Genomic DNA, 13,016 nt, shown 5'->3' on the forward strand with positions numbered 1-13,016 from the left:
GCCCCAGCAATTTCAACTGTTGCGCATCAATCCTGGGGCCGCGTTGCGGCCCTTTCGCGACACAAGGCCGCTCCTACAGGGATTGCGGCAACTTTTGGAATTTGAGCAAAACAGTTGCATTCAGGGGCATTGATCAACGCTGATTATCGGCTGCTCCCTGCCGCCCGGTACCTTCCGAGCCACTGCCATCCATCCCTGGCAAATCCCGGTTGTCATTCTGTTCAGCAGGCGGGCTGTCCGGGTCGTTGCCCTTTATGCGTGGGTCTGTGTCCCGCGGCAAGGGCTTTTCGATCGGGTTGAGGGTGCTGTCCGCGCCCGGCTTGGGCGCCGGGTTGTGCGGGTCGTCGGGGTAGGTGGGGCCGGTGCCGGCAGCAATGGCCAACGGCGCGGCGAGCAGGGCAATCAGCAGGATGCTTGAGCGGGGCATGGCAGGCTCCTTTGCTTCTGGTAGGGCTGATACTTCCCTTCGGCCCTACCCGAAGCTTCAAGGTGCCATTACCCCGATCAACGGTTACACCACCAGCGACAGCAACATGATGAAGATGATGCCGACGATCGACAGGATGGTCTCCATCATGCTCCAGGTCTTGAAGGTTTCCGCCACGGTCATGTTGAAGTACTGCTTCACCAGCCAGAAGCCGGCGTCGTTGACGTGGGACAAGATCAACGAGCCAGCGCCGGTGGCCAGCACCAGCAGCTCACGGTTGACCCCCGGCACCAGGTCGATCACCGGTGCAACGATGCCCGCACCGGTAATGGTGGCGACCGTGGCGGAACCGGTGGCGATACGGATTACCGCTGCTACCAGCCAGGCCAGCATGATGGGCGAAATCTCCGCCTGTACGGCCATCTGCCCGATCACGTTGCCCACGCCGGTGTCTACCAGCATCTGCTTGAAGCCACCACCTGCACCCACGATCAGCACGATCGCCGCAGTCGGTGCCAGGCTCTGGTCGAGCATCTTCATGATCTGCTGGCGGTTGAAGCCACGGGCCGAGCCAAAGGTATAGAAGGCCAGCAGCAGGGCAGCGAGCAGGGCGGTGATGGGGTGGCCGATCAGGTCCATCCACTGGCGCACGATGTGCTCGGCAGGCAGCACCACGTCGGCGAAGGTCTTCAGCAGCATCAGCACCACCGGCAGCAGCACGGTGACCAGGGTGATGGTGAAGCTCGGCAGATTGCCCTGGTCGGACTCCTTGGCGATCTGGTCCATCAGCTCCTGGGACGGGGTGCCCGGGATGTAGCGGGAAATGAAATTACCGAACAGCGGGCCGGCGATGATGGCGGTAGGCAGCGCCACGATCAGGCCATAGAAAATGGTCTTGCCGATGTCGGCATGGAAGATGCCGATCGCCAGCAGCGGGCCCGGGTGCGGGGGCACCAGGCCGTGCACCACCGACAGGCCGGCCAGCAGCGGAATGCCGATCTTGATCAGCGATACACCGGAGCGCCGGGCAACGATGAACACCAGCGGGATCAGCAGCACGAAGCCGATCTCGAAGAACAGCGGGATACCCACCAGGAAGGCGGCGAACATCATCGCCCAGTGCACGTTCTTCTTGCCGAAGGCGCGGATGAGGGTTTGCGCGATCTGATCGGCCCCCCCGGAGTCGGCCATCAGCTTGCCAAGCATGGTGCCCAGGGCGAGCACGATGCCGACGAAGCCCAGAACACCGCCAAAACCGTCCTGGAACGATTTCATGACCTTGGCCACAGGCATGCCGGAGGTGAGGCCAAGGAAGCCGGCCGCGATGGTCAGTGCGACGAAGGGATGGACTTTGAAGTGGGTGATCAGCAGGATCAGCCCGACGATGGTAACCAGCGCGTCGAGCAGCAGGAAGGTATCAGTAGCCAGTCCGAACATGGTTTGAAGGCCTCGGTCTTATCGTTGTTTTGGCGTAGCTTTTTTGCAAATTTGCTTGCGCTTGAGGGGCAGGGTAGCGCTGTCTTGGGTGAGCCGGGAAAACCGCCAGGGTCAGGCGGTTTGTGCCAGGCCCGGCTCACTGCGGCCCTTTAGCCAGCTGTCCACCGCTTCGGCAAGCGCTTCGATGGGCTGGGTGGCGTCGAGCGCAAGGGTCAGGGGTTCGCCATGTGGCGGCTCCAGGGCAGCGAATTGGCTATCGATGAGGCTCGCCGGCATGAAATGCCCGGGGCGGGCCAGCACGCGTTTCTCCGCCTCGGCGGGTGACAGCTCGAGGAACACGAACACCAGCCCGGGCATGGCGTCGCGCAGGGAGTCGCGATAGCGGCGCTTGAGGGCCGAACAGGTCAGGATCGGACGTTCCCCGGCCTGGGTCGTGGCTTGCAGCTCCTGACCAAGACGCACCAGCCAACCGGCACGGTCGCTGTCGTCCAGGGGGATGCCAGCGCTCATCTTGCGGATGTTTTCGGCAGGGTGGAAAGCGTCACCTTCGATCAGGCGGCCGCCGCTTCTGGCAGCGATGGCTGCGCCGATGCAGCTTTTGCCGCAACCGGCCACGCCCATCACCACGATGGCGGACAGGGGAGAATTCATCAGTACCTCCTGCGGGTGAGATAGCGCTGTCTCGTTGTCGACGAACAGCCACCTCCCCGGTGTTATTGGTCTTGTCCCTACGCAGTATGGACGCTTGGCGGCGGGCGCGCGTTGGCCGCTACCAAAGATTACATTGCCTGCGTCCTGAGACAGCGCTACCTTAGTGGCCGTTCCCTTTCCTTGCAAGTAGTAAAATTACAACATCCATGTCCCGCACCGGCTCCCGTACCACAGGTCGTCCCACCCTGGCAGAAGTTGCCAGGCTTTCCGGGGTTTCCCCGATTACCGCGTCGCGCGCCCTGCGCGGGGTCAGCACGGTTGCGCCGGAGCTGGTGGAAAAGGTCGTTGCTGCCGCGGCGAGCCTCGGTTATGTCGCCAACCCGGCGGCCCGTGCCCTGGCATCGGCGCGCAGCCAGTCAGTGGTGGTGTTGATCCCGTCGCTGTCCAACCAGCTGTTCATCGACACGCTGGAAGCCATTCATGAGGTCATGCGCCCGCGCGGGCTCGAGGTGCTGATCGGCAACTATCACTACGATCTTGCCGAAGAGGAGAACCTCATCCGCAACTACCTGGCCTATCAGCCCTGCGGCATGCTGCTGACCGGTTTCGAGCGCAGCGAGGCATCGCGGCAGATGCTGGCGGCCAGTGGCGTGCCCTGTGTGCACATGATGGAACTGAATGGCGAGGCCGGGGCATTGTCGGTCGGCTTCTCGCAGCAGCAGGCCGGGCGCGCCGCGGCCCGCCACCTGATCGAGCGCGGGCGCAAGCGCCTGGGGTTCATTGCCGCACAGCTGGACCCACGAGTGATGCAGCGTGCCGAAGGGTTCCGCCAGGCGTTGGCCGAGGCCGGCTTACAGGCGGCCGAGTTGGAAGTGCTGACGCCGGAGCCTTCTTCCATTGCCTTGGGCAGCGAGTTGTTCAGCCAACTGATGCGGCAGGCGCCGGATGTCGACGGTATCTTCTTCTGCAACGACGACCTGGCCCAGGGCGCGGTGCTGCAGGCATTGCGCCAAGGGGTGGAGGTGCCGCGGCAGGTGGCGATGGTCGGTTTCAACGACCTGCCGGCTTCGGCGCACATGGTGCCGCGGCTGACCTCGATTCGCACGCCTCGCGCCGCCGTGGGGCGCGGTGCTGCGCAGGCGCTGCTGGCGCTGCTCGATGGCAAGCGGGTGCCGAATGCGCAGCAGGACCTGGGCTTCGAGTTGATGGTGCGGGAGAGTTCCTGAGTTTGTCTTGAGTGGTGTGGTGGGTTCGAGACCGAGCGCCGCCCGCGCGGCGCTTCGCAGCACAAGGCTGCTCCTACATCTGTTTCAGGCCAGTAACGCCTGTGCCAGAGCGTTCGCGCACAAACCTCACAGGAATAATTGGCCCGAAACAGATGTAGGAGCAGCCTTGTGCTGCGAAGCTCCGCGCGGGCGGCGCCGATCTCACAGGCGCCACAAAAGCCACGACCTACGCCAGGCGATCTATGCTCAGGACACCGCGCATACAGGAGCCCGGCGTCATGTTCGATTTCCACCGCAAGTCCGATCTGGTCGAAATCCAGCGCAGTCATCAGGCATTGGCCAGCTTGCAGGCCAAGCTGGCGGCGATCAGCCGCTCCATGGCAATGATCGAGTTCACCCCCGACGGCACGATCCTCGATGCCAATGAGCGCTTCTGCCAAGCCATGGGCTACAGCGCCGAGGAGTTGCGCGGCAAGCATCATCGGCTGTTCTGCGACCCTGGCTACGCGAAAAGCGCCGAATACCAGCAACTGTGGCGTGAACTGGGGCAGGGCAAGGCCATCAGCGGTACCTTCGAGCGCATCGACAAGGCCGGACGCGAAGTCTGGCTGGAAGCCAGCTACATGCCGGTACTGGACGAGCAGCGCCAGGTCACCAGCGTTATCAAGGTGGCATCCGACATCAGCCAGCGAGTGATGGAGGAGCACGAGAGCGAAAGCCTGCTCAAGGCCATCAGCCGCTCCATGGCGGTAATCGAATTCACCCCGCAAGGCCGGGTGATCAAGGCCAACCAGAACTTCCTCGACACCATGGGCTATCGCCTGGACGAGGTGGTCGGTCGCCATCACGGGCTGTTCTGCCTGGCGCACGAGCGCGAATCGGCCGAGTACCGCGAGTTCTGGGCATCGCTCAACCGCGGCGAGTACCACTCGCACCGTTTCGAGCGTGTCAACAAACATGGCCAGACGGTCTACCTGGAGGCCTCCTACAACCCGATTTTCGACAGCAAGGGCCGCTTGTACAAGGTGGTGAAGTTCGCCAGCGACATCACCCGCCAGGTCAGCACTCAGCAAAGCGCGGCCGATGCTGCCCATGCCAGTTCGGTACAGACCGATGCCTGCGCGCGCAAGGGCACCGAGGTAGTACAGCAGGCGGTACAGGTGATCGAGCAGATTTCCCATGAACTCAACGACGCGGCACGCAGTATCGATGCGGTGAGCAAGCAGTCGGATGTGATCGGGCAGATAGTGCTGACCATCCGTGGCATTGCCGACCAGACCAACTTGTTGGCTTTGAACGCAGCCATCGAGGCGGCCCGCGCCGGCGAGCACGGGCGCGGTTTTGCCGTGGTGGCCGACGAGGTGCGCAGCCTGGCGGCGCGCACCAGCAAGGCTACCCTGGAAATCGTCGACGTGGTGCGGCAGAACCACGACCTGTCGCTGTTGGCCGTGGCCAGCATGCAGTCGAGCCTGAAGCGTACCGGCCATGGTGTGGCGCTGGCCAACGAAGCCGGTACGGTGATCATGGAAATCCAGCAGGGTTCACGGCACGTGGTAAACGCTATCAGCCAGATCAGTTCGACGCTGCAATTGCACTGAGCACATCGCCCAGCTCGTCCAGCAGGGTCTCCAGGCTGGCCTGTAATTGCAGGCGAAGGTCAATCGTCGGCAGGCCTTGGTCGTGGGCCTGCTCGATGGCTTCGCAATCCTTGACCAGCGTGCGTACCTTGAGCATCTTCGCCCCACCTTTGATCCGGTGAGCCAAGGCGCGCAAAGTTTCGCCGGGGGCGTCTGCTGGCAACGCCCGCAAGGTGGCCAGGTCTTCGCTGACGCTTTGTGACAACTGCTGCAGCAAGTTCCGCGTCAGTTGTTCGTCGTCCTGGGTCAGGTGGCGCAGTTCGCCAAGGTTGAACCCGCTGGCGCGCCGTGCTGTCGGCTGCTGCCGGGGGTGGGCGTGGGGCAGGTGGGTCTTGAGCGTACGCAGGCCGATGGGTTTGAACAGGCATTCGTCCATGCCGCTGGCCAGGCAGCGGGCACGCTCCTCGGCCTGGGCGTTGGCGGTGACGCCGAGAATGCGGCATGCCGCCAGGCCGCGTTCGCCCTCGAGGCTGCGGATACGGCGGGTCAGTTCGTGGCCGTCCATGACCGGCATGCTGCAGTCGGTGATTACCAGGTCGAAGCGCGCAGCCTGCCAGCGTGCCAGCGCGATTTCCCCGTTTTCTGCCAGCGTGACCCGATGCCCCAGGGTATGCAGTTGCCGCTCCAGCAGCAGCAGGTTGGCGGGGTAGTCGTCGACCACCAGTATGTTCAAAGGGCCGCTGCTTGTTTCCAGCACAGGGTCGTGCTGGTCGGCCTGCACCGGTGCAGCGCAGGCGGGCAACTGCAGGCTGACCTGCACCTTGGTGCCAAGGCCTTCGACGCTCTGCAAGTTCAAGGTACCGCCCATCAACTCGGCCAGCGTGCGGCTGATGACCAGTCCCAGGCCGGCGCCCTGGCGTGCCCGGGGGCCGTCGGCCTGGACGAAGGTATTGAACAGCCGGGCCTGGTCGGCAGGGCTGATGCCGATGCCGGTGTCTCGCACACTCAGCTCTACTGCCAGGCTGTCAGTGTCGGTGGGCGGGGGCAGTAGCAGGCTGGCCTGGACTTCACCGCTGTCGGTGAACTTGATGGCGTTGCTGATAAGGTTGGACAAGACCTGCTTGAGGCGCAGTGGATCAGCCAGCACCCACACCGGCGCAGCGGGCAGTTCGCTGTGCAGGTGCAGGCCTTTGGCCCTTGCATTGCCTTCGAACACCCGCACGGTGGCGCGTACCAGTTCTACCAGGTTGGTGGGCACTGGCTGCAGGGTGACATGCCCGGATTCGATACGGGAAATGTCGAGAATATCGCCGATCAGCTCAAGCAGGCCAATGGCCGAATCGTGGGCGGTCTGCAGGGTCTGGGTGTCGCAGCGGCCGCCGCGGCTGTCTTCCAGGGCCAACTCCAGCAGGCCGATCACGGCATTCATCGGGGTACGGATTTCATGGCTCATGGTGGCCAGGAAGGTGCTTTTGGTCTGGCTGGCCTGTTCGGCGTCGTCCTTGGCCTGGCGCAGCTGTTCAAGCAGGCCGCGGCTAAGCGCCAGTTGCGCTTGCAGGGCATGCTGGGCCTCGGTGCGCTGGTTGATCAGCTTGCGCAGGTAGCTGTTCCAGAACACCACCCCGGCCAGCAGCAAGGCCGACAGCACCAGCACTTGCAAGGCCAGCGTGCGGTAGTCGCGCCAAGGGCTGTCACTGACCAGGGTGGTGGTGCGCCAGCGGTTGATCAGCTGGTCCAGCTCTTCGGGTGGAATGCTCAGCAGCGCCTTGTCGAGGATTGCCTGCAGCTGTGGCTGGTCCGCGGCCACGGCGAAGGCGGCGATGGCCGGGTCATCGTCGAGCACGCTGGCAATGCGCAGGCGGTCCTTGAACACATGGCTGATGTAGTAGGCGGCATTGATATGGCTGCTCAGGGCGACGTCGGCGGCACCGTTGACCACGGCCTCCATCAGGCCGAGCGGGTTGTCCACCTCGACCATCCTGGCCTGCGGATAGCGTTGTTGCAGCACGGCCCGTTGCGGCGAACCGCGTACCAGGGCGATGCGCATGCCATCCAGCGCCATGGCCTGCGGCGGTAATGCATTGTCGCCACGGGTGACCAGCACCCGTGGGCTGACCAGGTAGGGACGGGTATAACGCAGTTGTTTCGAACGGTCTGTGCTGTAACCCAATGCGCCGATCATCTGCGCATCCCCGCGCGCCAGGCGCTCGATCATTGCTTGCGCCGACGGGCTTTCGACCGGCTTGAAATGCAGCCCCGTGCGCAGCGAGATCTGCTTGAGCAGCTCGAGGGTGATGCCGCTGGGGCGATGCTTGGTGTCGTTGAAGGTCAGTGGCGCCAGCGAAGTGTTGACCAGCACGCTGACGTTGGGGTTGGCAGCTATCCAGGCTTCTTCTTCGGCGGTCAAGGCGGTGAGGTGGCGCTGCAGCAGCAGGCTGGTGTTGCCACTGCTCCAGCGGCGCAGGATATTCAGGCGTTCGCTTTCGCTGATACGCGCCAGCGCCTTGTTGACCAACTGTTGCAGGCGCGGGTTGTCACTGGCCATGGCAAAGGCAAACGCGCCAGGGGCAACCTGACAGAAGTGGTCGATCTTCAGTGTGCCCTGGTAACTCTTGCCAATCGCGAAGTCGGTACTGATGGCGTCGCCCAGGTAGGCGTCGGCCTCGCCCAGTTCGACGGCGGCCAACCCGGCCAGGGTGGAGCGATACAGGCTCAATTGCGCCTTGGGGTACAGGCGGCGGACGCTGCTGGCCGGCAGGTAATGATCGACCATGGCCAGGCGCAGGCCGGCGAGGTCGGGGGTGTTCTTCAGGCTGCGCCCCTCGCGTGTGACGATGACTGGCAGATCGTCGGCGTAGCTTGAACTGAGGCTGAGCTGGGCATCCGCTGCCTCGAAGGCGTTGGAGCTGCCCAGCAGGTCGATACGGCCGTCGCGCAGCGCAGCGATGGCTTCGTGGCGGCTGTCGAAGCGTCGTACTTCGATGGTTGTACCCAGCTGTTCTGCGATGATGCCAGCGTAATCGGCGCTGAGGCCTTCGTAGTCGTGCAGGCTGACATTGATCTCCAGCGGTGGGTAGTCGGGGCGCGAACTGCCAAGTACCAGGTGCTGGCGTTGCTGTAGCCAATGCCGCTCTTCGCTGGACAGCGCAAGCGGGGACGCGGCGCTGACCGAGCGTGCCAGCAACTGGCGAGGTTCGCTGTTTGCCAGCAGCGCGCCGGAACCGGCCAGGCCGATGACCAGTAGGGCGCTTGCCAGCAGGCGCTTCATTGTCATCGAGCGCTCAGTAGACGCTGTTGCGCTTGGCCAGGTCGACCATTTCAACCAGTGATTCGGTCTTGAGCTTTTCCATGATGCGGCCCCGGTAGGTGCTTATGGTCTTGGCGCTGAGGTTCATGCAGGTGCCGATATTCTTGTTGTTCTCGCCGCGCGCCAGGCGCCGCAGCACCTCCATTTCCCGGTTGGACAGGCTGGACAGGCGCACTGGCTCGCTTTCCAGCGAGTTGCTGTTGACCGACATCTGCGGGAAGGTCGAGTAGCCCTTGACCAGCGCTTTCAGGGCAAACAGCAACGCCTCGTGGTCTTCTTCCTTGGTGACAAAAGCGCCGATGCCAGCATCCAGGCAGCGCCGCACATACAGGTCGGTGGCCTGGCCGGTCAGCACCATGATCTTGGGCGCCGGCTCCAGGCATTGCAGGCGCTTTATCACTTCCATGCCATCCAGGCCGGGCAGGCCGATGTCGAGAATTACCACATCCGGTCGCAGGTCGCGGGCCACCTGCGCCACCTCGCTGCCATTGCCGACCTCGCCGACAACACGGAAGCGCTCGCGTTCGAGCAACATGCGCAAGGACAGCCGGACGATGGGGTGGTCGTCGACGATCAGCACGGTAGTCATGAAGAAAACTCCTGTCAGGATGTGGTCCGCTTCCTGGATCACTCAGGAATACGTCTGCAAGTGGGGTTATCGGAAGCGCTGCACGATACGACCATTCCCGAAATTTGGTAATGCCGAGTATAGAAGTGTTGAAAGTCCACGTGCTTGTTGTTGAAAAGTCCTACAAAAAGTGGGAAAGACATCACCCTGGCAAAGCGGCGATGCCTGTTTTTGTAGTCGTCATGCGCAGGCGGAGTGTGATTTGCTCACGCGCTGGGTTGAGGCGGGGTTGTTGGCCAGTGCCTGGCCGACCCGTGTCGGGCGTGCCACCAGCTGGCCGGTGCAGTTCGGGCAGCGGCCCTGGAAACGGGTTTCGGCGCAGGTGCGGCAGAAGGTGCATTCGAAGGAGCAGATCAGCGCATCGGGGCTGTCACCCGGCAGATCGGTATCGCAGCACTCGCAGTTTGGGCGTAGGTCCAGCATGGGCATGACTCCTGTTTGCAGGCGGGAAACCGGAGTCTGCTACGCCTGCGGCGAACCTGGCAATGCTCAGTCGCCAGGGCGATACAGGTGGGCGTGCCCGGCGCGATACAAGGCCGATTCGGCAAACGGTGTGTCGCCCAGCACGTGGCCCACAAGGATCAGCGCCGTGCGCCGGAAATCCTTGGCCGCGACGCGTTCCACGATATCGCCGAGGGTACCGCGCACCCAGTCCTGGTCCGGCCAGGTGGCACGATGCACCACCGCCACCGGGCAGTGCGTGCCGTAGTGCGGCAGCAGTTCTTCGACGATACGCGACAGGTGCTTGACCCCCAGGTGAATCGCCAGGGTGCTGCCATGGCGCGCCAGCTCGCCCAGCTGCTCGCCGGGCGGCATCGGCGAGCTGTCACCATAGCGGGTGAGGATAACGGTCTGCGCTACCTGGGGCAGGGTCAGTTCGCAGCCGAGCAGGGCGGCGCTGGCCGCTGTAGCGGTGACCCCGGGGATGATCTGGTAATCGATGCCCAGCGTTTGCAGATGGCGGATCTGCTCGCCGATGGCGCCGTACAGGCTGGGGTCGCCACTGTGTACCCGAGCCACATCCTGGCCTTGCTCATGCGCACTGCGCATGGCGGCGATGATCTGTTCCAAATGCAGTTCGGCACTGTTGATCACGGTCTCGGCCTGGTGGCCCTCGAGCACGGCGGCCGGCACCAGCGAGCCGGCATAGATGATCACCGGGCACTGGCGGATCAGCCGTTGGCCCTTGACCGTGATCAGTTCCGGGTCGCCGGGGCCGGCGCCGATGAAGTAGACCGTCATGGTAAGTCCTTGCAGGAAAGAGGGGTGAAACGTTCAACAGGCCAGGGCGAGAGTAGCCGGGCCCAGTACCTGGCGCGTCAGCAGCAACCTGGCCGTGCCGAGCCGCTGGCTGGCCAGGGCCAGTGCCGCACTCTCCGCCACGCCCCAGCAGCCACAGTGGGCATGGGCAGCGGCGGAGCGGTGGCTGAGCTGGAGTTCGTAGGGTTGCAACTGCGCGGTATCGTACAACACCAAAGGCAGGCCGAGGCGTTCGGACAGTTGCTGCAAGCCGGGCTCGTCGGCCTTCAGGCTGATGCTGGCGATGCCTTGCAGGTCGGCCAACGCCAGGCCCTGGGTGGCCAGGGCCTGGCGCAGCAAGATTTCCAGCGTATCCGCCGGGCAACCCCGACGACAGCCGAAGCCGGCGTAGAAGGCAGGCATCAGGCCTGGCTGGAGCGCCGGAACAGCCAGGCGCTGATCAGGCCCAGGGCCAGCCAGAATGCGGCGTTGGTCAGCCAGGAGGCCACTTTGAACTGGGTTTCCAAGGCGGCGGGGGCCAGGCTCTCGTGCACCTCGGGTTGCGGCGCACCGATCACATGGGGAATGACCAGCAGCACAGCGCCCAGCGCCTTCAGCAACCAGTGGCGAGCGAACACCAACAGGGCCAGGCCCAGCGCGGTGGCACTGGCGGTGCCGATCCACCAGGCCTGGCGTTGCCCCAGGTCGGCTGCGGCAGTACCTGGCAGTTCCGGCGGCAGGCCCAGGGTCGGGGCCAGGCAGAACACGGCGAAGCCGGCCAGGCCCCAGAGTGCGCCGGTGCCGGCTCGCTTGGGTTCACGCAGGCTGTACAGGGCGGTGAGAATCAGGGCGAAGCCGACCGCGACCACCAGGTTGCCGCCGGTGGTGGACAGCACTCGCTGCCAGCCGTCTTCAGGTGCCCAGGCCTCGGCGCTGTGTTCATGCGCTGCCACTTCGCCGGCATGCTCGTGCTCGGCGACGGGGGCCGAGGATTCGTAGGTTTCTGCCTCGAGAATCAGCGGGGCGACCCAAAAGCTCTGCAGCAAGGTCAGCAGCAAGGCCGCCAGCAACCCGCTGAAGCCCGCGGTGCGGGCAATGCGTGTGATCATCGGGTTGTACTCAGTGGCAGGGGAATGCGGCGCTGTGGCGGGTGTCGTGGGCGGCGTTGTGCACGGCCTCGATGTGCGAAAAGCCGGCGAAGTACACCAGGCACAGGCCCAGCAGGCTGGCGCCGATGGCGATGACGACACGCTGGCTGAGGGTGACGGGGGTGGTAATGCTGTGTTGCTTGGCGCTGGTGACGGGCATGACGCGTTCCTCTGCTTTTTGTGGGCAACGGGCAAGCGCGGCAGCCCCGAGCGTGGCAGCCCAGGGGAATGCAACAGCGCCCGCCCACCGCGGGGTGTTCATGAACGCCAGGCCGGTCTCCGGGCTTGCGAGGAGGAGCCAGGCTCCTGGAAAGCGTCACCTTCCCATGCCGGGGATCAGGCACAGTGGTACAGACGCTTCGCTCGCTTACCGTTGCGGGGGCAGCACCGGCCTTGTCCGGCCCTGCTGGAGGGCCTGTGACGCACCGGTTTCCCGTTTCACCCCCATCGGGGGCACCTGAACGCGAGGCATAAGGAGACCATGGGGCGGGGCTGGCGTCAATTGCCCTGATGATAGGGCTTTGGTTTTGCAGTGCCTGGGAGATCGAGCGCCGCCCGCGCGGCGCTTCGCGGCACAAGGCCGCTCCTACATCTGTTTCCGGCCAATTACTCCCGTGCCAGGTGGGTTGCAGCCTTGGTGCTTGGCTGAAGATTGATGAGGAGCAGTCGTGCGCCCCTCGATATCGAATGGAACAAACAAGACGGACAGAGGTGAACTCACAGGAGTAACTGGCCCGAAACAGATGTAGGAGCGGCCTTGTGCCGCGAAGCGCCGCGCGGGCGGCGCTCGATCTCCCAGGCGCTGAAAAGCTCAAGGCATGCGCACTCAAGCCCTCATGTAAGCCGGTTCGGCCTGTAGTGGTCTATGCCGTGAGCATCCACCCGGTCAGCCCCGGGCAAACGCCGCAAGCTTGTCCCCGTCCAGCCGGTAGCGCACCCACTCATCCTGCGCTTCGGCCCCCAGCTTCTGATAGAAGCCGATAGCCGGCTTGTTCCAGTCCAGAACGCTCCATTCCAGCCGTCCGCAATTCTTCGCCACCGCCTCGCGGGCGATGTGCCGCAGCAATTGCCGCCCGGCACCGTCGCCGCGCTGCTCGGGCGTTATGTACAGGTCTTCCAGGTAGATGCCGTTGCGCCCGAGCCAGGTCGAGTAGCTATAGAAATACACGGCAAAGCCGATTGCCCGGCCATCGCGCTCGCACATCAGGCTATGCACGGTGCTGCCCTCGCCAAAAAGGCTGTGCTCGATATCGGCAACGCTCGCGATCACCTCGTGGCGGGCGCGTTCGTACTCTGCCAGCTCGGTGATGAAGGCAAGTATCTGCTCGGCGTCGGCGCGAACGGCAGGACGGATGGTGAGGCTCATGGGACGGCTT

General features: G+C 64.1%; 12 protein-coding genes, 2 pseudogenes and 1 riboswitch. Of the genes and pseudogenes, 3 read left to right on the forward strand and 11 right to left on the reverse strand.

Annotated elements, in window-relative coordinates; translation table 11 throughout:
* Positions 1–133 precede the first annotated feature (133 nt).
* From IMX18_RS10200 to IMX18_RS10210, 3 genes are all read right to left on the reverse strand, one after another.
* Positions 134–427, reverse strand: a complete 294-nt coding sequence (locus IMX18_RS10200; protein ID WP_015270533.1) for a hypothetical protein — start codon at positions 425–427, stop codon at positions 134–136.
* Between the two features lie 84 nt (positions 428–511).
* Entirely contained in the window at positions 512–1,864 is a 1,353-nt protein-coding gene (locus IMX18_RS10205) for a GntP family permease (protein ID WP_015270532.1), read from the reverse strand.
* Positions 1,865–1,975: 111 nt separating this feature from the next.
* Entirely contained in the window at positions 1,976–2,515 is a 540-nt protein-coding gene (locus IMX18_RS10210; protein WP_015270531.1) for a gluconokinase, read from the reverse strand.
* A 206-nt stretch (positions 2,516–2,721) separates the two neighbouring features.
* Between IMX18_RS10210 and gntR the strand changes: the two genes are divergently transcribed.
* From gntR to IMX18_RS28480, 3 genes and pseudogenes are all read left to right on the forward strand, one after another.
* Positions 2,722–3,741 carry an HTH-type transcriptional regulator GntR gene (gene gntR / locus IMX18_RS10215; RefSeq protein ID WP_085720342.1) on the forward strand — a complete coding sequence of 340 codons (1,020 nt, stop codon included), beginning with the start codon at positions 2,722–2,724 and terminating at the stop codon, positions 3,739–3,741.
* 383 nt (positions 3,742–4,124) lie between these two features.
* Positions 4,125–4,754: pseudogene (locus tag IMX18_RS28475) on the forward strand (PAS domain-containing protein); the annotation flags it as partial.
* Positions 4,755–4,913: 159 nt separating this feature from the next.
* Positions 4,914–5,339 (forward strand): annotated as a pseudogene (locus IMX18_RS28480) (methyl-accepting chemotaxis protein); the annotation flags it as partial.
* Here the strand turns inward: IMX18_RS28480 and IMX18_RS10225 are convergent.
* The 8 genes from IMX18_RS10225 to IMX18_RS10260 form a co-directional block, all read right to left on the reverse strand.
* Complete coding sequence (locus IMX18_RS10225; RefSeq protein WP_217190112.1) at positions 5,314–8,586, reverse strand: transporter substrate-binding domain-containing protein; 3,273 nt, start codon at positions 8,584–8,586, stop codon at positions 5,314–5,316. The pseudogene IMX18_RS28480 and the gene IMX18_RS10225 overlap by 26 nt on opposite strands.
* A gap of 13 nt (positions 8,587–8,599) precedes the next feature.
* Positions 8,600–9,214: a response regulator transcription factor gene (locus tag IMX18_RS10230; protein WP_015270527.1), complete on the reverse strand. Its 615-nt coding sequence runs from the start codon at positions 9,212–9,214 to the stop codon at positions 8,600–8,602.
* Between the two features lie 219 nt (positions 9,215–9,433).
* Positions 9,434–9,676 carry a DUF1272 domain-containing protein gene (locus IMX18_RS10235; RefSeq protein ID WP_013972792.1) on the reverse strand — a complete coding sequence of 81 codons (243 nt, stop codon included), beginning with the start codon at positions 9,674–9,676 and terminating at the stop codon, positions 9,434–9,436.
* 66 nt (positions 9,677–9,742) lie between these two features.
* Positions 9,743–10,495: a precorrin-4 C(11)-methyltransferase gene (gene cobM / locus IMX18_RS10240; RefSeq protein ID WP_015270526.1), complete on the reverse strand. Its 753-nt coding sequence runs from the start codon at positions 10,493–10,495 to the stop codon at positions 9,743–9,745.
* A 33-nt stretch (positions 10,496–10,528) separates the two neighbouring features.
* The gene (locus IMX18_RS10245) at positions 10,529–10,915 is read right to left on the reverse strand and encodes a cobalamin biosynthesis protein (RefSeq protein WP_015270525.1); all 387 of its coding nucleotides are present in this window, start codon (positions 10,913–10,915) and stop codon (positions 10,529–10,531) included.
* Positions 10,915–11,601, reverse strand: a complete 687-nt coding sequence (locus IMX18_RS10250; protein ID WP_015270524.1) for a CbtA family protein — start codon at positions 11,599–11,601, stop codon at positions 10,915–10,917. Before IMX18_RS10250 ends, IMX18_RS10245 begins: the two co-directional genes overlap by 1 nt.
* Before the next feature lie 10 nt (positions 11,602–11,611).
* On the reverse strand, positions 11,612–11,800 hold the full coding sequence (locus tag IMX18_RS10255) for a CbtB domain-containing protein (protein ID WP_003258255.1): 189 nt from the start codon (positions 11,798–11,800) through the stop codon (positions 11,612–11,614).
* Positions 11,801–11,893: 93 nt separating this feature from the next.
* Positions 11,894–12,116: riboswitch (cobalamin riboswitch) on the reverse strand.
* Positions 12,117–12,526: 410 nt separating this feature from the next.
* Positions 12,527–13,006, reverse strand: coding sequence for a GNAT family N-acetyltransferase (locus IMX18_RS10260; protein ID WP_137137524.1), 480 nt, complete (start codon positions 13,004–13,006; stop codon positions 12,527–12,529).
* Positions 13,007–13,016 lie beyond the last annotated feature (10 nt).

It is taken from the genome of Pseudomonas shirazica (genome assembly GCF_015168335.1).
Classification (GTDB): Bacteria; Pseudomonadota; Gammaproteobacteria; order Pseudomonadales; family Pseudomonadaceae; genus Aquipseudomonas; species Aquipseudomonas asiatica.

Bases quoted from the DNA above. Each gene is read 5' to 3' on its own strand.
- gntR (WP_085720342.1), top strand. From the start codon at position 2,722: ATGTCCCGCACCGGCTCCCGTACCACAGGTCGTCCCACCCTGGCAGAA.
- IMX18_RS10210 (WP_015270531.1), bottom strand. From the start codon at position 2,515: ATGAATTCTCCCCTGTCCGCCATCGTGGTGATGGGCGTGGCCGGTTGC.
- IMX18_RS10260 (WP_137137524.1), bottom strand. From the start codon at position 13,006: ATGAGCCTCACCATCCGTCCTGCCGTTCGCGCCGACGCCGAGCAGATA.
- IMX18_RS10245 (WP_015270525.1), bottom strand. From the start codon at position 10,915: ATGCCTGCCTTCTACGCCGGCTTCGGCTGTCGTCGGGGTTGCCCGGCG.
- IMX18_RS10250 (WP_015270524.1), bottom strand. From the start codon at position 11,601: ATGATCACACGCATTGCCCGCACCGCGGGCTTCAGCGGGTTGCTGGCG.
- IMX18_RS10200 (WP_015270533.1), bottom strand. From the start codon at position 427: ATGCCCCGCTCAAGCATCCTGCTGATTGCCCTGCTCGCCGCGCCGTTG.
- IMX18_RS10235 (WP_013972792.1), bottom strand. From the start codon at position 9,676: ATGCTGGACCTACGCCCAAACTGCGAGTGCTGCGATACCGATCTGCCG.
- cobM (WP_015270526.1), bottom strand. From the start codon at position 10,495: ATGACGGTCTACTTCATCGGCGCCGGCCCCGGCGACCCGGAACTGATC.
- IMX18_RS10230 (WP_015270527.1), bottom strand. From the start codon at position 9,214: ATGACTACCGTGCTGATCGTCGACGACCACCCCATCGTCCGGCTGTCC.
- IMX18_RS10205 (WP_015270532.1), bottom strand. From the start codon at position 1,864: ATGTTCGGACTGGCTACTGATACCTTCCTGCTGCTCGACGCGCTGGTT.
- IMX18_RS10255 (WP_003258255.1), bottom strand. From the start codon at position 11,800: ATGCCCGTCACCAGCGCCAAGCAACACAGCATTACCACCCCCGTCACC.
- IMX18_RS10225 (WP_217190112.1), bottom strand. From the start codon at position 8,586: ATGAAGCGCCTGCTGGCAAGCGCCCTACTGGTCATCGGCCTGGCCGGT.